The sequence below is a fragment of the Burkholderia crassaminum genome, assembly GCF_964265005.1.
In the GTDB taxonomy this organism is placed as follows: domain Bacteria; phylum Pseudomonadota; class Gammaproteobacteria; order Burkholderiales; family Burkholderiaceae; genus Burkholderia.
Map to the genome: position 1 here is coordinate 3,040,437 of NZ_OZ183799.1, position 19,455 is coordinate 3,059,891.

Below are 19,455 nucleotides of genomic sequence, written 5' to 3' on the forward strand. Positions count from 1 at the left end.
AGGAACGATATGCGCTTGACAGGCCGCTTCGTCCACGGGGTAGGATCATTTGCATGATCCTTGTCTACCGCTACCGGGTGAAGTCGCTCAACGGCCTGCTGAACCAGCAGAGCCGTGCGGTGAACTACGTCTGGAACTTCTGCAACGACACGCAAAAGCACGCGCTCAAGTGGAGCAAGAAGTGGCCAACAGGTTTCGACCTGAACGGACTGACGAGCGGCAGCAGCAAGGAGCTTGGCATTCACTCCGGCACGATCAACGCAACGTGCTTGCAGTACGCACAATCCCGTAGCCAGCACCGACGCCCTTACCTGCGCTATCGCGGCAAGAGAACGCTTGGATGGGTACCGTTGAAAGGGCGCGACCTGAAGCGTGAAGGCGACGCGTTCCGTTTCGCCGGCAACACTTTCCGCGTGTTCAACAGTCGACCGCTTCCCGAAGGCAAGATCAAAGACGGCACCAACTTCGCGCAGGATGCGCGTGGCAACTGGTTTCTCAACATCGTGATCGAGATGCCCGATGTTCAAGCGCGCCCGATCCGTTCCGGCGTCGGCATCGATCTCGGCCTGAAAGATTTCGCTACACTTTCGACCGGCGAAAAGTTGCCCAATGATCGGTTTGGCCGATGCGCGGCTGAAAGGCTGGCGAAGGCGCAGCGTGCACGCAAGCACAAGCGGCATATTGCGAAGCTGCACGCCAAGGTTGCGAATGCCCGTGCCGATTCCCAGCACAAGCTCGCACTCGATCTGGTGCGGCGGTTCGATTACATCGCGGTCGGCAATGTCTCCGCCGTCAAACTCGCCAGAACCAGAATGGCGAAGAGCGTCTACGACGCATCCTGGTCGTCTTTCCGAAACATGCTCCGTTACAAAGCGATCGCGCACGGAGCCACGTACGAGGAAGTCGGCGAAAGCGGTTCTACCCAGTCCTGTTCGGCGTGCGGGTCGAAAGACAGCACGACGCGGCCGAAAGGTATCGCGGGACTGCGAGTAAGAGAGTGGGCCTGCAGTGACTGTGGTGTCGAGCATGATCGTGATACCAACGCTGCGCTGAACATTCTCCGATGCGGACGTGCATCGCCAGGTGTGGGAATCCGCCGCCTTTAGGCGGCGGAGGACGTCAAGTCAGCTCATCCAGTTGCCGCCGTCGACGTTCAGCGTCTGGGCGGTAACGTAGTCGGCGTCGGACGACGCGAGGAACAGCGCGGCACCCGTCAGGTCGCCCGGCACGCCCATGCGGCCGAGCGGCACGGCTTCGCCCACGAGCCGCTTCTTCTCGCCGAGCGGCCGGTTCTCGTAGCGCGCGAAGAGGGCATCGACCTGCTCCCACATCGGCGTGTCGACGACGCCCGGCGCGATGCCGTTCACGTTGATCCGGTGCGGCGCGAGCGCGAGCGCGGCCGATTGCGTGTAGCTGATCACCGCGGCCTTGGTCGCGCAGTAGTGCGAAACGAGCGCCTCGCCGCGACGCCCGGCCTGAGACGACATGTTGACGATCTTGCCGCCGCGCCCCTGCTCGACCATCCGCTGCGCGACGGCCTGCATCAGGAAGAACAGCCCTTTCACGTTGACCGCGAACAGCCGGTCGAACACGTCCCACGATTCGTCGAGGATCGGGCGCATGTCGAACAGCGCCGCGTTGTTGAACAGGATGTCGACGCCGCCGAAGCGCTCGACCGCCGTAGCGACGATGCGCTCGATGTCGTCGCGGCGCGTGACGTCCGCGGTGACGGCCACCGCACGGCCGGGGTTCGCCTCGATGAGCCGAGCGAGCGACCCGCCTGCCGGTTTCAGGTCGACGAGCACGCAGCGCGCGCCTTCGTCCAGATAGCGTTGCGCGACTGCCTCGCCGATGCCGCTTGCGGCGCCCGTCAGGATCGCGACCTTGTCTGCCAGTCTCACTGGTTGTCTCCGGTTCGTTCTGCTGGTTGACGGTCACGAGGTGAGCGAACGCTCTGCGACCGATCAATTGCTCTGTTGGTGATCGAATGATCGGATACGCGATTCGCGCTGTCAAGGCGACGTAACGGCTTTCTATGATGCGCTGCGGCACAACGGCACACCGTGGTGGGCCGCTGCGCACGTCCGGCAAGGCGCAGCGCGCGCGGTGCGGCGCAGCCGGATAGTCGATGAAGGGGACGGAGCGAGGACGGAAAGGAGATTTCGCGCTGCACGGCGCGACGATACGTTATATCATCGCCGTACTTTGTTTCACGCCCTGCTTCATGCCATGGCTACCTCATCGTCCATTGACGCCCGGCTGTCCCGGGCCGACGCATTCGCCGCCGAGCACGGGCTCGCGTGGACGCCGCTGCGCCGTCAGGTCTACGAGCGCGTGCTGGCCGCGCAGCGCCCGATCGGCGCGTACGACCTGCTCGCCGAGCTCGAGCCGCAGCGCGGCCGCGTACCGCCCACGACCGTTTATCGCGCGCTGGATTTCCTCGTCGAGCACGGCTTCATCCACCGGATCGAATCGAAGAATGCGTTCTTCGCGTGCTGCGAGATCGGCGTACCGCACGAAGGCCAGTTCCTGATCTGCGATTCGTGCGGCGACACCGTCGAGATTCCCGGCGGCGACCTCGCGAAGCAGTTGTCCGCGAGCGAGCCCGCGCACGGTTTCGAAGTCCACCACCAGGTCGTCGAGCTGAGCGGCCTGTGCGGGCACTGCAAGCGCAAGCCCGCGCAACGCTGACGCCGAATCGCGCGGCCACGCGCCGCCCCTTCCCACGAGGAGTTCCATGTCCATTGCCCTGAAGCGCGCGCCGCGGCGTGCCCTGTCGCCTGCCCGCTGGCTCGCCGCCGCTATCTCCACTGCCGCCCTGTCGCTCGCGGCGCCCGCGTTCGCGCAGGCCGCGACCGTCAACGTCGTGGCCGCCGAGAATTTCTACGGCGATGTCGCGACGCAGATCGGTGGCAGTCATGTCGCGGTGACGAGCATCCTCAGCAATCCCGACCAGGATCCACACCTGTTCGAAGCGAGCCCGAAGACGGCCCGCGCGCTCCAGCACGCGCAGGTCGTGATCTACAACGGCGCCAACTACGATCCCTGGATGAGCAAGCTGCTCGGCGCGTCGAAACAGGCGAAGCGCGCGACGATCGTCGTCGCCGACCTGGTCGGCAAGAAGGCCGGCGACAACCCGCACCTGTGGTACGACCCGGCGACGATGCCGGCCGCCGCGCGCGCGATCGCGGCCGAGCTCGGTCGCGCCGATCCGGCGAACAAGGCCGAATACGATGCGAACCTGCAGAAATTCGTTGCATCGCTGAAGCCCGTCGACGACAAGGTCGCCGCGCTGCGCGCGCAGTACAAGGGCGTGCCGGTGACGGCCACCGAGCCGGTGTTCGGCTACATGTCGGACGCGATCGGCCTCGACATGCGCAACCAGCGCTTCCAGCTCGCGACGATGAACGACACCGAAGCCAGCGCGCAGGACGTCGCCGCGTTCGAGAACGACCTGCGCAAGAAGCAGGTACGCGTGCTGATCTACAACAGCCAGGCCGAAGAACCGATGACCAAGCGCATGCTGAAGATCGCGCGCGACGGTGGTGTGCCGACGGTCAGCGTCACCGAGACGCAGCCGGCCGGGAAGACCTTCCAGCAGTGGATGGCCGGCCAGCTCGACGCGCTCGCCGCCGCGCTCGCTGCCGGCAAGAAATAAACGACGCAACGACATGACTGCCACTCCCCACGCACTCGCCGTCGATCGCGTCACGCTCGAACTGGGCGGACGCACGATCCTGCGCGACGTCAGCTTCTCGATCGAACCCGGCGAATTCGTCGGCGTGCTCGGGCCGAACGGCGCGGGCAAGACGACGCTGATGCGCGCGGTGCTCGGCCTCGTGCCGGTGTCGGCCGGCACGCTGTCCGTCGGCGGTGTGCCGGTCGTGCGCGGCAACGCGTCGATCGGCTACATGCCGCAGATCAGGAGCGGCCTCGCGAACCGCCGGATGCGCGGCTACGACTTCGTCGCGATGGCCGCCGACGGCCACCGCTGGGGGCTGCCGCACACGAACGCGGCGACGCGCCGCGACGTCGACCGCGTGCTCGATCTCGTCGGCGGCCCGACGCTTGCCCGCCGGCCGCTGTCGGAACTGTCCGGCGGCGAGCGGCAGCGCCTGCTGCTCGCGCAATGCTTGCTCGGCAGCCCGAAGCTGCTGCTGCTCGACGAGCCGCTGATCAGCCTCGACCCGAACCACCAGCGCGGCGTCGTCGAGCTCGTGCGCAACGTGCAGCGCGAGCTCGGCATCACCGTGCTGTTCTCCGCGCACGAACTGAATCCGCTGCTGAATGCGCTCGACCGCGTGCTGTATCTCGGCAATGGCGTCGCGGCGCTCGGCACCGTCGACGAGGTGATCACGAAGCCCGTGCTGTCGCGGCTCTACGGTTCACCGATCGACGTAATGCGCGTGAACGGCAAGATCTTCGTGATGTCGGGCGACGTCGAGGTCGAGAAGCACGATCACGAACACGAGGACGACGACGGCCACTCGCACGGCGGCGGTGGCGGCGGCCACGGCCATCACCACCACGGACACGCTCATCCCGGGCATTCGCAAGATGTTTGAATACGACTTCATGATCAACGCCTTCGCAGCGTCGGGGATCGTCGCGGTGCTCGCGGGCATCGTCGGCTACTTCCTGGTGCTGCGGGGGCAGACCTTCGCCGGCCATGCGCTGTCGCACGTCGGCTTCACCGGCGCGACGGGTGCGGTGCTGCTCGGCATCTCGCCGATCTGGGGGATGGTCGGCTTCACGCTCGTGGCCGGGATCGGGATGGGTGCGCTCGGCGAGAAGCTCGCGGGCCGCGACGTCGCGATCGGCGTGATCCTGTCGGGCGCGCTCGGTTTCGGCCTGCTGTTCCTGCATTTCTACACGTCGTTCGCGACGCAGGTCACCGCGCTGCTGTTCGGCAACGTGCTCGCGGTGAGCCATGACACGCTCGCGGTGCTCGCCGGCATCGGCGCGGTGAGCCTGCTCGCGCTCGCGCTGATCGCGCGGCCGCTGCTGTTCGCGTCGCTGCAGCCCGAACTGGCCGAAGCCAAGGGCGTGTCGCTGCGCACGGTGTCGATGCTGTTCCTCGCCGTGTGCGCGCTCGCCGTAGCCGCGGCGACGCAGATCGTCGGCGTGCTGCTGGTGTTCACGCTGCTGGTCGGGCCGGCTGCCGCCGCGCAGAACGTGACGACGCGGCTGTCGACCGGTGTGCTGCTCGCCGCGCTGTTTGCGTTGTTCGAAGCGTGGCTCGGCATCGTGCTCGCGTATCACACCGACTGGCCGACCAGCTTCTGGATCACCGCGCTGTCGGCGCTCGTGTACGGCGCAAGCCTGTTGCGGCGCGACTGATCTGCGCGAAGCGGAGCGCCGCCCAACGAAAATGAAAAACGCCGGCATGCCCGAGGGCAGCGCCGGCGTTTTTTATGCGCCTGCGATCGTGCGGCGCGCCGTGTGCGTTACGTGCTTCCCTTCCCGCTCATCGTGCGAGCACGCGCGCGTGATGCGCGAGGTGATCGGCGATGAACGTCGAGATGAAGTAGTACCCGTGGTCGTAGCCCGGATGGCGGCGCAGCGTCAGCGGCTGGCCGGCCTTCGCGCATGCGGCTTCGAACACGTCGGGGTTGAGCTGGTTCGCGAGGAACTGATCCGCGAGGCCCTGATCGACGAGGATGCCGTCCGCGAACTTCGGCGCATCGGCGCGCGCGACGAGTTCGCTCGCGTCGTGTGCCTTCCATGCATCGCGATCGGCGCCGAGATAGCCCGAGAACGCCTTCTCGCCCCACGGGCAGCGTGTCGGCGCGGCGATCGGCGCGAACGCCGATACCGACCGGTACAGCCCGGGATGGCGCAGCGCAAGCGTCAGCGCGCCGTGCCCGCCCATCGAGTGCCCGAAGATCCCGAGCCGCGCGCCGTCGATCGGCAGTTCGGCCGCGACGAGCTCGCGCAGCTCGCCCGTCACGTACGACTCCATCCGGTAATGCGTGGACCACGGCGCTTCGGTCGCGTCGACATAGAAGCCCGCGCCGACGCCGAAGTCCCACGCATCGGTCTCGCCCGGCACGCCCGCGCCGCGCGGGCTCGTGTCGGGCATCACGAGCGCGATGCCGTGCTGCGCCGCGTATTGCTGCGCGCCGGCCTTGATCGCGAACGTCTCGTCGGTGCACGTGAGCCCCGCGAGATAGAACAGCGCCGGCACGCGGCCGTGCGCGGCCTGCGGCGGCAGGTACACCGAGAACTTCATCGGCAGGCCGATGGCCGCCGAATCGTGACGGTAGAAACGCTGCTCGCCGCCGTGGCACGCATGCGAGGAAACGAGTTCGAGCATCGCGGTGCGCTCCCGGTCAGTACAGCACGACCGAACGGATCGACTCGCCGGCCTTCATCAGGTCGAAGCCTTCGTTGATCCGCTCGAGCGGCAGCGTGTGCGTGATCAGGTCGTCGATGTTGATCTTGCCTTCCATGTACCAGTCGACGATCTTCGGCACGTCGGTACGACCGCGTGCACCGCCGAACGCCGAGCCCTTCCACTCGCGGCCCGTCACCAGCTGGAACGGACGCGTGCTGATTTCCTCGCCCGCTGCCGCCACGCCGATGATGAACGACTGGCCCCAGCCCTTGTGCGTGCACTCGAGCGCCTGGCGCATCAGCTTCACGTTGCCCACGCATTCGAACGAGTAGTCGGCGCCACCGTCGGTCAGCTGCACGATGTGGTCGACCACGTTCTCGACTTCGTTCGGGTTGATGAAGTGCGTCATCCCGAACTTCTTCGCGAGCTCGACGCGCTTCGGGTTGATGTCGACGCCGATGATCTTGTCCGCGCCGACCATCTTCGCGCCCTGGATCACGTTCAGGCCGATGCCACCGAGGCCGAACACGACGACGTTCGCGCCGGCCTCGACCTTCGCCGAGTACACGACCGCGCCGACGCCCGTCGTCACGCCGCAGCCGATGTAGCAGATCTTGTCGAACGGCGCGTCCTCGCGCACCTTCGCGACCGCGATTTCCGGCACGACGATGTAGTTCGAGAACGTCGACGTGCCCATGTAGTGGAACAGCGGCTTGCCGTCGAGCGAGAAGCGCGACGTCGCGTCGGGCATCAGGCCCTTGCCCTGCGTCGCGCGGATCTTCTGGCACAGGTTGGTCTTGCGCGACAGGCAGAACTTGCACTCGCGGCATTCGGGCGTGTAGAGCGGAATCACGTGATCGCCCTTGCGCAAGGTGCCGACGCCGGGGCCGACGTCGACCACGACGCCCGCGCCCTCATGGCCGAGGATCGCCGGGAAGATCCCTTCCGGATCGGCGCCCGACAGCGTGTAGTAGTCGGTGTGACAGATGCCCGTCGCCTTCACCTCGATCAGCACCTCGCCTGCGCGCGGCCCTTCCAGATCGACTTCCTCGATCGTCAGCGGCGCGCCCGCCTTCCATGCAATCGCTGCTTTCGTCTTCATCGTGTGACTCCTGTCTGTGTGTGAGGTCTGCCCGGGTTGGCTCGTCAGCGCTCATGCCGGCCGGCGTGGGTGCGCCAGCGCCGACGCCGGCCCAATGCTTCGCACCGGGTTCCATGCAAAGCTGTCGAAACCGAGCCGCGCGGCATCGCGCGCGGCTCGGCGAGAGAATCTCGTGCTCGCCATGATGGCCGGTCCGGCCGCGCATCGCTTGCGGCAAACGGTCGCCGGCTTGCCACGATGCGTCATCGCTGACGCAAAAGAACAAGTGTTCGAGTTTAAACGCCCGTCGTGAACCATGCATCCGTACGCGCATACAGGTCGATGAAGCGCGCGTGGCGCGCGGCCAGCAAGCGATCCTCGCGCGGCTCGGCAACCGGCGACGCGGCCGGCGCCAGCGCGTGCAACGCGTCTTCGCGCCAGTGCCCGATCGCGACGCCCGCCAGCAACGCGGCGCCGCGCGTCGCGGCGTTCGGGCAGTCGATCGCGTGGAGCGACGCGCCCAGCGAGTCGGCAAGCAACTGGCGCCAACGCGGATCGACCGAGCCGCCACCCGCGAGACGCAGCATCGTCACCGGGTCGCCGCGATCGGCGTCGCGGATCGCATCGAGCCCGGCGCGCAACGCGAACGCGACGCCTTCGAACGCGGCACGCATCATCGCGGCGCGCGTGTCGCCGAGCCCGAGGCCGAGCCAGCCGCCGCGCGCATCGGGGTTCATCCACGGCGAACGCTCGCCCGTCAGGTACGGCAGGAAGCACAGGCGTTCCGACGCAGCCTGGGCAAACGCACCGTCATACGCATCGGCCCACTGCGCGTAGCCGAGCCAGCCGCGCACGGCTTCGAGCGCGAGCCCGACGTTCTGCATCGCGGCCATCGTGTAATAGCCGCCGCCGGCCGCCGCGCGATAGCGATGCAGCCCACGTCGCGCGGGCGGCAGCGCATCCGCGAGCACGACGATCTGGCCGCCGCTGCCCGTCGTCAGCAGCGCATCGCCCGCGGCGGCGAGCCCGCTGCCGAGTGCCGCACATGCGGTGTCGGCCGCGCCCGTCGCCAGCGGCACGCCGGCCGGCAGGCCGAGTGCCGCGGCAGCCAGTGTGCCGAGCGTGCCGCAGCGCGCAGTCGACGGATGGACCGATGCGAACCGGTCGGTCGGCAGGCCGAGCGCGTCAATCAATGCGAGATCCCATGCGCCGTCAGGCGTCGCGAGCGCGGTCGCGCACGCGTCGCTCGGATCGGCCGCGACGTCGCCGCCCAGCGCGATGCGCAACCAGTCCTTCGGCTGCACGGCCCAGCGCGCGGCGTGCAGCGCATCGGGTTCGTGCGCGGCCAGCCAGCGCAACAGCGGGCCGGCCATGCCGGGCGCAACGGGGTTCGGGGCGACGGGCATTCCGGCGACGGGCAATCCGGCTGCGGGCATTCCGGCTGCGGACCAGCCGGCCGCTTCCGCTTCGCGCACCGCGCGCGTGTCGGGCCACAGCAGCGCGGGCCGCACCGGCCGCCCGGCCGCGTCGATCAACACGACGCCGTGCATCTGCCCCGAGAACCCGATCGCTGCGACCTGCGCACGCTCGTCGGCCGGCAGCCGTGCGGCCGCGCGCACGAGCGCCTGCCACCACGTGTCGGGCGCGATCTCGGCCCAGCCGGGCTGCGGCGACGACAACGCATAGGGTTCGCTCGCAACCGCACGCTCGACGCCGTCGGCATCGAGCGTGACGAGTTTGACGGAGCCGGTGCCGAGGTCGATTCCGAGCAGGCGCATGACGTGACGGTGAATTCGAATGAACGGATGTCGATGATAACGGGATCGCGATGCGCGCCCCGTTTTTTGCCGCCGCCGCGGCGGGCCGAAAACGCAGTTGCGTGCCGGGTTTCACCCGGCTGCACCTTGCCGGCGAAAGCGGCCGCTCGCGGGTTAACCCGGCACGATTTTTCCCAGGCACTTTTTGCCACTATGCGACCCGCCCGATACACACCATAAAGCGGCCTATATTTGACACGGGGGCCAGCGCTATTTTGAAGGGCTATAAAACCGGGAAACCTCACTCCTGCGGCAGTTTCCCGATGATCGACACCCTGTTTCATGCCGAAATGGCATATCGAACCAGCAAAGAACGGAATAGTACCCAGCGCTCTTGTTGCGCGGATTCATTCCGCATAACTTCGTATCACCCCGAAAACAAGATCATGGAGTGAGACAGATGCAATCGAACACGGTCCATCCGTGCGATGAGGTGCTGCCGACCGGCAAGCTTGTAACGCTTGGTCTCCAGCACGTCCTCGTCATGTACGCCGGCGCTGTCGCCGTGCCGCTTATCGTTGGCGCCGCACTCAAGCTGCCGAAAGACCAGATCGCGTTCCTGATCAGCGCCGATCTGTTTTCGTGCGGCGTCGCCACGCTGATCCAGACGCTGGGCCTGTGGATCTTCGGGATCCGCCTGCCCGTCATCATGGGCTGCACGTTCGCGGCAGTCGGCCCGATGATCGCGATCGGCACGAACCCCGGCCTCGGCATTCTCGACATCTTCGGTTCGACGATCGCGGCCGGCATCATCGGCATCGTGCTCGCGCCGATGATCGGCAAGCTGTTGCGGTTCTTCCCGCCGGTGGTCGTCGGCACCGTGATCGCGGTGATCGGGCTGTCGTTGATGGAAGTCGGCATCAACTGGGCGGCCGGCGGCGTCGGCAACCCCGAGTACGGCAGCCCCGTCTATCTCGGCCTGTCGCTGCTCGTGCTGACGCTGATCCTGATGATCAACAAGTTCGGCCGCGGCTTCATCGCGAACATCTCGGTGCTGCTCGGCATCGTCGCCGGCTTCGCGATCGCGTTCGCGATCGGCCGCGTGAATACCGACGGCGTCGCGCACGCACCGTGGGTCGGCATCGTGATGCCGTTCCACTTCGGCCTGCCGCACTTCGACCCGCTGTCGATCGTGACGATGGTCACGGTGATGTTCGTCACGTTCATCGAATCGACCGGCATGTTCCTCGCGGTCGGCGACATGGTCGATCGTCCGGTCAACCAGGAGCGCCTGGTGCGCGGCCTGCGCGTCGACGGCCTCGGCACGCTGATCGGCGGCATCTTCAACTCGTTCCCGCATACGTCGTTCTCGCAGAACGTCGGCCTTATCGGCGTGACGGGCGTGAAGAGCCGGTTCGTGTGTGCGACGGGCGGCGTGATCCTCGTGCTGCTCGGCCTGTTCCCGAAGATGGCGCAGGTGGTCGCATCGGTGCCGCCGTTCGTGCTCGGCGGTGCGGGCATCGTGATGTTCGGGATGGTGGCCGCGAACGGCATCAAGGTGCTGTCGAAGGTCGACTTCGTGAACAACTCGCACAACCTGTTCATCGTCGCCGTGAGCGTCGGCATGGGCCTCGTGCCGGTCGTGTCGCCGCACTTCTTCTCGAAGCTGCCGCCCGCGCTCGCACCGATCCTGCACAGCGGCATCCTGCTGGCATCGGCCACGGCCGTGATCCTGAACATCGTGTTCAACGGCGTGAAAGGCGAAAAGGACGCGCGCTGCGACATCCGCCGCGCCGGACATGACTTCGACGGCCGCCCGGCCGACGTGCACCACTGATCACGACGCGCCGGGCGACGGCGCGAAGCGGTAACGAACAACGCCACGGCATGCCGTGGCGTTTTTGCTTGGCGGGGGGCGGACGACGCGCAGTGCCCGCGTGCGCGCTCAGGGTGCTCGCTGGCAGGCCGCCAGCGACGCGATGCAGGCTGCCGTTTGGCCGCGTCGGGCGACCTGTCTGCCGTGATGGACGCTGCCGATGCCTGATGCCTGATGCCTGATGCCTGATGCCCGGTGCCCGGTGCCCGATGCCTGATGCCCGGTGCCCGATGCCCGATGCCCGGTGCCCGGTGCCCGGTGCCCGATGCCCGATGCCCGATGCCTGATGCCCGATGCCCGGTGCCCGGTGCCCGGTGCCCGGTGCAGTCATCGTCACGCCAACCGTCGTGATCTCGCGCGACTCGGCCGCATAAAAGAAAACGCCACGGACTTTCATCCGTGGCGTTTTCGTTTCCGCATACAGCCGGTTCGAAGGACAGGCGCGATAGGCCGCGCCAGCCCTTCCTTTCGCTTACCCGTTCGTCGCTGCTACCGACGCAGGCGCAGGGGCGGCCGCCTTGTCGTAGTCGACCGGCGCATCCGGCGCGCGCGGCGTCTCGCCGGCCCGCTGGACCCAGCCGCCGCCCAGTGCGCGATACAGGTCGACCAGGTTCGTCCAGCGCGCCAGACGCGCGCTGATCAGCGTCTGCTGCGCCGAATACAGGTCAGTCTGCGCGGTCAGCACCGACAGGTAGCTGTCCACACCGTTCTTGTAACGCAGGTCCGACAGGTCGAAGCGGCGCTGCTGCGCGTGCTCGTTGCGCTCGAGCGCCGCGATCTGCTGGTCGTACGTGCCGCGTGCGGCCAGGCCGTCCGACACTTCGCGGAATGCCGACTGGATCGCCTTCTCGTAGTTGGCGATCTCGATGCGCTTCTGCACGTGCGCGAGATCGAGGTTCGCGATGTTCGACCCACCCTCGAAGATCGGCAGCGCAATACTCGGCGCAAACGACCACGCCGCCGTGCCGGCCTTGAACAGGCCGCCCAGCGTCGGGCTCGAGGTGCCGAACGCGGCCGTCAGCGAGATCTTCGGGAAAAACGCCGCGCGCGCCGCGCCGATGTTCGCGTTAGCAGCCAGCAGCGTCTGCTCGGCCTGCATCACGTCGGGGCGACGCGTCAGCAGGTCAGACGGAAGGCCTGCCGGCACATCCGTCAGCAGGTTCTGCGCGTCGAGCGGCATGCCCGCCGGCAGGTCGTCCGGCAGCGGCTCGCCGATCAGCAGCACCAGATAGTTCAGCGCCTGTGCACGCGCACGCGCCTGTTGCTGCTGGTTCGCGAGCGCCGTCTCGACCACCGTCTGCGCCTGACGCAGCTCGAGCTCGGAACCTGTGCCGTTGTCGAACTGCAGCTTCGTCAGGTCGTACTGCGCCTGGGCGGACTTCAGCGTGTTCTCCGTCACCTGCAACAGGTCGTCGGTCGACAGCAGCGTCAGGTACTGGTCAGCCACCGACGACACCAGCGAGATTTCCGACGCCTGCCGTGCGTACGCGGTCGACAGGTACTGCGCGAGTGCCTGGTCCTTCAGGCTCTGCACGCGGCCGAACAGGTCGAGTTCCCACGAAGCGGAAAGCCCGACGTTGTAGGCGCGCGAGATCAACGGCGCCTGCGTCGTCGATACGCCGGCCGGATAGCGCTGGATGTTGCCCGTACCCGTACCGTTCAGCGTCGGGAACAGGCCCGCGCGCGTGATCTGGTACTGCGCGCGCGCCGCCTCGATGTTCAGCACCGACACGCGCAGGTCGCGGTTGTTTTTCAGCGCGATCTCGATCAGCCGCTGCAGGCGCGGATCGACGAAGAACTCGCGCCAGCCGATGGCGGTCGCCGCCTGGCCGTTCGCGCTGCGCGCGCCGGCAGCGCCCGGCTGCGTCGCGTAGACGCCGCCGGCCGGGTACGCCTGCGCGACGGGCGCGTCGGGCCGCTTGTAATGCGGCGCCATCGTGCAGCCCGTGGCAAAGAGCGCGACCGCGATTGCAGTCAAAGCGTGTTTTTGCATCATCACTGTCCCTTGTTGCCTTCGTCGCCGTTGCCCGGCTTCTCTTCGTGGTGCGAGTGCTCCTGAGCCAGGCGCAGCGCCTCGTCGACGTCTTCCTTCTCGCCGCTGAAGATCGCACGGATCTTCACGAAGAACATCGGGATCATGAAGATCGCGAGGAACGTCGCCGTGATCATCCCGCCGATCACGCCCGTACCGATTGCGTGCTGGCTCGCCGAACCCGCGCCGTTGCTGATCGCGAGCGGCATCACGCCGAGAATGAACGCGAGCGACGTCATCAGGATCGGACGCAGCCGCAGGCGCGCCGCTTCCAGCGCGGCCTCGATCGGCCCCATCTTCTCCGTCTGCTGCAGTTCGCGCGCGAACTCCACGATCAAGATCGCGTTCTTCGCCGACAAGCCCACGGTAGTCAGCAGGCCGACCTGGAAGAACACGTCGTTTTCCAGACCGCGCATCGTTGCCGCGAGCAGTGCGCCGATCACGCCGAGCGGCACCACCATGATCACCGAGAACGGGATCGACCAGCTTTCATACAGCGCCGCCAGACACAGGAACACGACGAGGATCGAGATCGCGTACAGGATCGGCGCCTGCGAACCGGACTGGATTTCCTGGAACGACAGGCCGGTCCACGAATAGCCGATACCGACCGGCAGCTTCTTCGCGAGCCCTTCCATCGCGGTCATCGCCTGACCCGTCGACTTGCCCGGTGCGGCCTGACCCTGGATTTCCATCGCCGATACACCGTTGTAGCGCTCGAGCTTCGGCGAACCGTACGTCCAGTGACCGGTCGAGAACGCGCTGAACGGCACCATCCCGCCCGAACTGTTGCGCACGTACCAGATGTTCATGTCTTCCGGCGTCATCCGGAACGGCGCATCGGCCTGCACGTAGACCTTCTTGATCCGGCCGTCGACGTCGAGGAAGTTGTTCACGTACTGCGACGCCCACGCGATCGAGAACGTCTGGTCGATCGCAGAAGCCGTGACGCCGAGCGCATTCGCCTTCTCGCGGTCGATGTCGACCTTGTACTGCGGCGTATCGTTCAGGCCGTTCGGGCGCACGCCCTGCAGCGTCGGATCCTTCGAGGCCATCCCGAGCAGCTGGTTACGCGCGGCCATCAGCGCATCGTGGCCAAGACCCGCGTTGTCGGTCAACTCGAAGTCGAAGCCGGCAGCGGTACCGAGTTCAGGAATCGACGGCGGGTTGAACGGGATCACGATCGCGTCCTTGTAGCCCGCGTAGCGCCCGAACATCCGGCCGATCAGCGCCTGCACCTTCTGGTTCGCATGCTGACGTTGCGAGTAGTCCTTCAGGCGCACGAACACGAGACCGGAGTTCTGGCCGCGGCCCGCGAAGCTGAAGCCGTTGACCGTGAACGCCGATTCGACGATTTCCTTCTCGTCCTTCAGCAGGTAGTCGGAAATGTTCGCGAGCGTCTTCGCGGTCGTTTCCTGCGTCGAACCCGACGGCGTCTGCACGATCACGAACATCAGGCCCTGGTCTTCATCGGGCAGGAACGACTTCGGCAGGCGCACGAACAGCAGCCCGACCGCGACGATCACGACCAGATAGATGATGAGCCAGCGGCCCGAGCGCTTGATCACGTGGTGCACGCCGACGTGGTACTTGTCGCGGCTGTTGTTGAACGTGCGGTTGAACCAGCCGAAGAAGCCCTTCTTCTCTTCGTGATGCCCTTGCGGGATCGGCTTGAGGATCGTCGCGCACAGTGCCGGCGTCAGAATCAACGCGACCAGCACCGACAGCACCATCGCCGACACGATCGTCAGCGAGAACTGACGATAGATTGCGCCGACCGACCCGCCGGAGAACGCCACCGGCACGAACACCGCCGACAGCACGAGCGCCACGCCGACGAGTGCGCCGGTGATCTGGCCCATCGCCTTGCGGGTCGCCTCCTTCGGTGACAGACCCTCTTCCGCCATCACCCGCTCGACGTTCTCCACCACCACGATCGCATCGTCCACCAGCAGGCCGATCGCGAGCACGAGGCCGAACATCGACAGCGTGTTGATCGAGAAGCCCACCATCGACATGATCGCGAACGTGCCGAGCAGCACGACCGGCACCGCGATCGTCGGGATGATCGTCGCCCGCAGGTTCTGCAGGAACAGATACATCACGAGGAACACGAGCACGATACCTTCGAGCAGCGTCTTGACCACTTCCTCGATCGACAGCTTCACGAACGGCGTCGTGTCGTACGGGTACTTCACGACGAGGCCGTGCGGGAAGAACGGTGCCAGTTCGTCGATCTTCGCGCGCACGGCCTTCGCGGTCGCGAGGGCGTTCGCGTTGGTCGCGAGCTGGATACCGAGTGCCGCGGTCGGCTGACCGTTGTACTTCGTGTCGAAGTTGTAGTTTTCGCCGCCGAGGCCGATCTGCGCGACGTCCTTCAGGCGAACCTGCGAGCCGTCCTGGTTGACCTTCAGCAGGATGTTGCCGAACTGCTCGGGCGTCTGCAGCAGCGTCGATTCGGTGATCGTCGCCTGCAGCACGGTGCCCGGCGTAGCCGGCGTGCCGCCGATCTGGCCGCCCGCAATCTGCACGTTCTGCGCGGTGATCGCGGAGCTGACGTCGACCGGCGTGAGGCCATAGTTCGTCAGGCGGTTCGGGTCGAGCCAGATCCGCATCGCGTACTGCGAGCCGAACAGCGTGACGGTACCGACGCCGTTCAACCGGCTGATCGGATCCTTCACGTGCGACGCCACGAAGTTCGCGAGGTCGTACTTGTTCATGCTGCCGTCTTCGGAGTTGAAGGCGAGCACCAGCAGGAAGCTGCTGCTCGACTTCGTCACCGACAGACCAAGCTGCTGCACGACCTGCGGCAGAACCGGCGTCGCGAGCGACAGCTTGTTCTGCACCTGGACCTGCGCGATGTCGGCGTTGGTACCCGGCGCGAAGGTCAGCGTGATCGTCGCGTTGCCCGAGTCATCGCTCGTCGACGACATGTACAGGAAGTTGTCGAGACCGCTCATCTGCTGCTCGATCACCTGCGTCACCGTGTCTTCCACCGTCTTCGCGGAAGCGCCCGGGTAGTTCGCCGTGATCTGGATCGATGGCGGTGCGATCGTCGGATACTGCGAGATCGGCAGCGTGAAGATCGCTGCAACCCCGGCCAGCATCAGGATGATGGCGATCACCCACGCGAAGATCGGGCGATCGATAAAAAACTTTGCCATGAAACAGGCTCCCTGTTATTGCGCGCTCGAAGCAGCGGCAGCACTCGCCGGCGCGGCACCCGATGCGGCAGCACCGGAAGCGGCAGCGGCGCCGGAACCGGCAGCGGCCGGCGCGGCGGAGGCGGCAGCAGCACCCGGAGCGGCAGCGGCCGCCGGTGCGAGCTGCGCCGCGACCGTCTTCACGGTCGCACCCGGGCGCACCTTGTCGACGCCCTGCACGATCACGTGATCGCCCGCTTCCAGACCGCCTTCGACGACCCAGTTCTGGCCCTGCATGCCCGTCGTCTTCAGCGGACGCGGCTCGACCTTGTTGCTGGCGTTCACCACCATCGCGATCGCCTGGCCCTTCTGGTCATGCGTCACGCCGATCTGCGGCACCAGGAACGCGTTCTCGTTCACGCCTTCCTCGATCCGTGCACGCACGAACATGCCCGGCAGCAGCACGCGGCCCGGGTTCGGGAAGACCGCGCGGATCGTCACCGAGCCGGTGGTCTGGTCGACCGTCACGTCCGAGAACTGCAGCTTGCCGGCCTCCGAATAGGTCTTGCCGTCTTCCAGAATCAGCGACACCTTCGCCGCGCCCGGGCCAGACGTCTTCAGGCGACCGCTCTGCACGTCCTGGCGCAGCTTCAGCCCTTCGAGGCTCGACTGCGTGAGGTCCACGTACACCGGGTCGAGCTGTTGTACCGTCGACATCAGCGTCGCCTGGCTCGCCTGCACGTATGCACCCGGCGTCACCTGCGAAATGCCGACGCGGCCGGTGATCGGCGAAACGACATCGGTATAGCCCAGGTTGATCTGCGCGGTATCGACCGCTGCCTTGCCGGCCGCGACGTCCGCCGCGGCCTGGCCCTGCGTGGCCACCGCGTTGTCGTAGTCCTGCTTGCTGACCGCGTTCGCGGCCACCAGCACCTTGTAGCGTGCGACCAGCGCGTTCTGCGTGACGAGGTTCGCCTGCGCCTTCGCGAGCGTCGCCTTTGCGCTGTTCAGCGCAGCAACGTACGGCGCCGGATCGATCTTGTAGAGGCGCTGACCGGCCTTGACGTCGGTGCCTTCGGTGAATTCGCGGCGCAGCACGATGCCGTCGACCCGCGCGCGCACCTGCGCGACGAGGAACGCACTGGTGCGGCCCGGCAGGTCGGTGAAGACCGGTACGGCTTGCGGCTGGACGGTGACGACGCCGACTTCCGGCGTTTGCGGCGGCGGTGCCGATTCTTTTTTCCCGCACGCGGCCAGGAAAACGGCGGCCGTCGCGACAGTGATTAAGCGGTATGGAACCCGTTCGACGCGCATGGAGCGACCTCTGTGTATAACCAATGGAATAAGTGCCGCACCCGACCGGAGCGAGCGCAACACGGATGCGCCTCACGGCGCAGATCGAACACCTGAAATACTGGACTGCTAGATACAGCAAGCGGCACGAAACCTCCGTGCCGACAGGTTGCCCCGCAACTGCGGACTGGTACTTTGGCGGGAATCAGCAGAGTGGGATATTAACTGATTGCCACTTGGGTCATTCGATCGTAGGGTGGTATTGTATATACATTCATGAATGTATGTAAAAAGCCCGTTTATGCGCCGCCGGCTGTCCAGTCTTACGAATTGTTACCAGCCGCAAGCATAGCCAGTCTATATGACTGCGACGAGGGTTGCAGACCCTATATTCACCTACGATCGATCCAATCAGGCCTGCACATGGTCAGACGTACCAAGGAGGAGGCGCTCGAGACGCGCAACAGCATTCTCGACGCCGCCGAACACGTGTTCTTCGAGAAGGGCGTGTCGCACACGTCGCTCGCGGACATCGCGCAGCACGCCGGCGTGACGCGCGGCGCGATCTACTGGCACTTCGCGAATAAAAGCGAGCTGTTCGACGCGATGTTCGACCGCGTGTTTCTGCCGATCGACGAGCTGAAGCGGATGCCGCTCGACGCACCGGGCGGCAATCCGCTCGACAAGATCCGCCAGATCCTGATCTGGTGCCTGCTCGGCGTGCAGCGCGACGCTCAGCTGCGCCGCGTGTTCAGCATCCTGTTCATGAAGTGCGAATACGTCGCGGACCTGGAGCCGCTGCTGCAGCGCAACCGCGCGGGGATGAGCGAGGCATTGCACGCGATCGACGCCGACCTCGCGGGGGCGGTGCGGCTCAAGCTGCTGCCCGAGCGACTCGATACGTGGCGCGCGACGCTGATGCTGCACACGCTCGTCAGCGGTTTCGTGCGCGACATGCTGATGCTGCCCGACGAGATCGACGCCGAGCAGCATGCGGAAAAGCTCGTCGACGGCTGTTTCGACATGCTGCGCTACAGCCCGGCGATGCTGAAGGACGGCGAATAACCGCGCGGCGAGCGTTCGCCCGCGGTTTTCGTTTCATCGGGCGGCGCGCCAACCTCGCCAGCGCACTGCCCGCGCCCGCTTCTCCCCGCCTGGTTCAGGCCGCCTTCGCGCGCTGCGCGCGGGCCCGCCGGTTCGACGCGGCGACCGAATCGCGCTTTGGCATCGGCGCACCGGCCAGTCCCGCGATCCACGCATCGGTGGATATCACGGCCGCGAAATTCGACTGGAACACCACCGTGTACGCGCGGTGAATCTCCTCGGCGCTCGCCGCGCCGGCTTCGTTCTCGTATGGCAGCGCGCCCGTCGCGTCGTCCAGGTACTCGACATTCAGCCCCGCATGCGCCGCGTGATAGACCGTCGACGCATTGCAGTTGTGCGTCATGTAGCCGGCCACCGCGAGCGTGTCGATCCCGTGTGCATCGAGCCACGCAGCAAGATCGGTCCCGGCAAACGCGCTTGCCTGCGCCTTCTCGATCAGGTGCGCGTACGGCCGGCCGGCGACGACCGCGTGCAGTGCGACGCCGTCGGTGCCGGGCGCGAAGATCGGCGCGCCGGCAGGCGCGACGTGCTGGACGACGATCACGGGCACGCCGGCCGCATGCGCGGCATCGATCGCGCGGCCGATGTTCGCCAGCGACACGTCGAGCGGTGGATACTCGATCGGCAGGTTGCCCGTCACGTACTCGTTCTGAACGTCGATCACGATCAGCGCGCGGCGGGAAGCCGGACGGGAAGCGGAACGGGAAACGGAATGCGGGACGGCGTTCGACATGGCGGGCTCCTGGTCCGGAGGCGCGGCCCCGCCCCGGAACGGGGCGGCGAGCGGCGCGATGCGATGCATTGTCGGGGCGCATCGCTCACGCGGACAGTG

Annotated in this window: 16 protein-coding genes; 8 read left to right on the forward strand and 8 right to left on the reverse strand. The window is 66.5% G+C overall.

Annotation, left to right across the window (positions count from 1 at the left end):
• Window positions 1-53: 53 nt before the first annotated feature.
• The gene (locus ACPTTF_RS14070) at window positions 54-1,106 is read left to right on the forward strand and encodes an RNA-guided endonuclease InsQ/TnpB family protein (RefSeq protein ID WP_423371506.1); all 1,053 of its coding nucleotides are present in this window, start codon (window positions 54-56) and stop codon (window positions 1,104-1,106) included.
• 18 nt (window positions 1,107-1,124) lie between these two features.
• On the opposite strand, the gene ACPTTF_RS14075 is transcribed toward ACPTTF_RS14070, so the two are convergent.
• A complete protein-coding gene (locus ACPTTF_RS14075; protein WP_423371507.1) occupies window positions 1,125-1,901 on the reverse strand; it encodes an L-iditol 2-dehydrogenase in 777 nt (258 codons plus the stop codon).
• A gap of 328 nt (window positions 1,902-2,229) precedes the next feature.
• Between ACPTTF_RS14075 and ACPTTF_RS14080 the strand changes: the two genes are divergently transcribed.
• The 4 genes from ACPTTF_RS14080 to ACPTTF_RS14095 are packed head-to-tail and all read left to right on the forward strand — an operon-like array spanning window position 2,230 to window position 5,340.
• The gene (locus tag ACPTTF_RS14080) at window positions 2,230-2,691 is read left to right on the forward strand and encodes a Fur family transcriptional regulator (protein WP_011546084.1); all 462 of its coding nucleotides are present in this window, start codon (window positions 2,230-2,232) and stop codon (window positions 2,689-2,691) included.
• Window positions 2,692-2,737: 46 nt separating this feature from the next.
• A complete protein-coding gene (locus ACPTTF_RS14085; protein WP_423371508.1) occupies window positions 2,738-3,658 on the forward strand; it encodes a metal ABC transporter solute-binding protein, Zn/Mn family in 921 nt (306 codons plus the stop codon).
• 13 nt (window positions 3,659-3,671) lie between these two features.
• On the forward strand, window positions 3,672-4,565 hold the full coding sequence (locus ACPTTF_RS14090) for an ABC transporter ATP-binding protein (protein WP_423371509.1): 894 nt from the start codon (window positions 3,672-3,674) through the stop codon (window positions 4,563-4,565).
• Complete coding sequence (locus ACPTTF_RS14095; RefSeq protein WP_166963362.1) at window positions 4,558-5,340, forward strand: metal ABC transporter permease; 783 nt, start codon at window positions 4,558-4,560, stop codon at window positions 5,338-5,340. Before ACPTTF_RS14090 ends, ACPTTF_RS14095 begins: the two co-directional genes overlap by 8 nt.
• A gap of 127 nt (window positions 5,341-5,467) precedes the next feature.
• Here ACPTTF_RS14095 and fghA read toward each other — a convergent pair whose 3' ends face one another.
• The 3 genes from fghA to ACPTTF_RS14110 all read right to left on the reverse strand — a co-directional run bounded on the left by fghA (window position 5,468) and on the right by ACPTTF_RS14110 (window position 9,196).
• Window positions 5,468-6,316 carry an S-formylglutathione hydrolase gene (gene fghA / locus ACPTTF_RS14100; protein WP_423371510.1) on the reverse strand — a complete coding sequence of 283 codons (849 nt, stop codon included), beginning with the start codon at window positions 6,314-6,316 and terminating at the stop codon, window positions 5,468-5,470.
• Between the two features lie 16 nt (window positions 6,317-6,332).
• Complete coding sequence (locus ACPTTF_RS14105; RefSeq protein ID WP_011353045.1) at window positions 6,333-7,439, reverse strand: S-(hydroxymethyl)glutathione dehydrogenase/class III alcohol dehydrogenase; 1,107 nt, start codon at window positions 7,437-7,439, stop codon at window positions 6,333-6,335.
• 275 nt (window positions 7,440-7,714) lie between these two features.
• Window positions 7,715-9,196 (reverse strand): xylulokinase, encoded by a 1,482-nt coding sequence (locus ACPTTF_RS14110; RefSeq protein ID WP_423371511.1) that lies wholly within the window; start codon window positions 9,194-9,196, stop codon window positions 7,715-7,717.
• 50 nt (window positions 9,197-9,246) lie between these two features.
• Here ACPTTF_RS14110 and ACPTTF_RS14115 point away from each other — a divergent pair, with 50 nt between their 5' ends.
• A complete protein-coding gene (locus ACPTTF_RS14115) occupies window positions 9,247-9,630 on the forward strand; it encodes a hypothetical protein (RefSeq protein ID WP_423371512.1) in 384 nt (127 codons plus the stop codon).
• A gap of 5 nt (window positions 9,631-9,635) precedes the next feature.
• Window positions 9,636-11,012 carry a nucleobase:cation symporter-2 family protein gene (locus ACPTTF_RS14120; protein ID WP_423371513.1) on the forward strand — a complete coding sequence of 459 codons (1,377 nt, stop codon included), beginning with the start codon at window positions 9,636-9,638 and terminating at the stop codon, window positions 11,010-11,012.
• A 511-nt stretch (window positions 11,013-11,523) separates the two neighbouring features.
• On the opposite strand, the gene ACPTTF_RS14125 is transcribed toward ACPTTF_RS14120, so the two are convergent.
• Genes ACPTTF_RS14125 through ACPTTF_RS14135 form a run of 3 tightly spaced genes read right to left on the reverse strand, consistent with a single transcriptional unit; the run spans window position 11,524 to window position 17,540 of the window.
• The gene (locus tag ACPTTF_RS14125; protein WP_423371514.1) at window positions 11,524-13,047 is read right to left on the reverse strand and encodes an efflux transporter outer membrane subunit; all 1,524 of its coding nucleotides are present in this window, start codon (window positions 13,045-13,047) and stop codon (window positions 11,524-11,526) included.
• The gene (bpeB, locus tag ACPTTF_RS14130) at window positions 13,047-16,247 is read right to left on the reverse strand and encodes an efflux RND transporter permease BpeB (protein WP_423371515.1); all 3,201 of its coding nucleotides are present in this window, start codon (window positions 16,245-16,247) and stop codon (window positions 13,047-13,049) included. Before bpeB ends, ACPTTF_RS14125 begins: the two co-directional genes overlap by 1 nt.
• Before the next feature lie 15 nt (window positions 16,248-16,262).
• Window positions 16,263-17,540 (reverse strand): efflux RND transporter periplasmic adaptor subunit, encoded by a 1,278-nt coding sequence (locus ACPTTF_RS14135; RefSeq protein WP_423371516.1) that lies wholly within the window; start codon window positions 17,538-17,540, stop codon window positions 16,263-16,265.
• A gap of 402 nt (window positions 17,541-17,942) precedes the next feature.
• Here ACPTTF_RS14135 and ACPTTF_RS14140 point away from each other — a divergent pair, with 402 nt between their 5' ends.
• The gene (locus ACPTTF_RS14140; protein ID WP_166963378.1) at window positions 17,943-18,584 is read left to right on the forward strand and encodes a TetR family transcriptional regulator; all 642 of its coding nucleotides are present in this window, start codon (window positions 17,943-17,945) and stop codon (window positions 18,582-18,584) included.
• 94 nt (window positions 18,585-18,678) lie between these two features.
• On the opposite strand, the gene ACPTTF_RS14145 is transcribed toward ACPTTF_RS14140, so the two are convergent.
• On the reverse strand, window positions 18,679-19,356 hold the full coding sequence (locus tag ACPTTF_RS14145; RefSeq protein WP_423371517.1) for a cysteine hydrolase family protein: 678 nt from the start codon (window positions 19,354-19,356) through the stop codon (window positions 18,679-18,681).
• Between the last annotated feature and the right edge of the window lie 99 nt (window positions 19,357-19,455).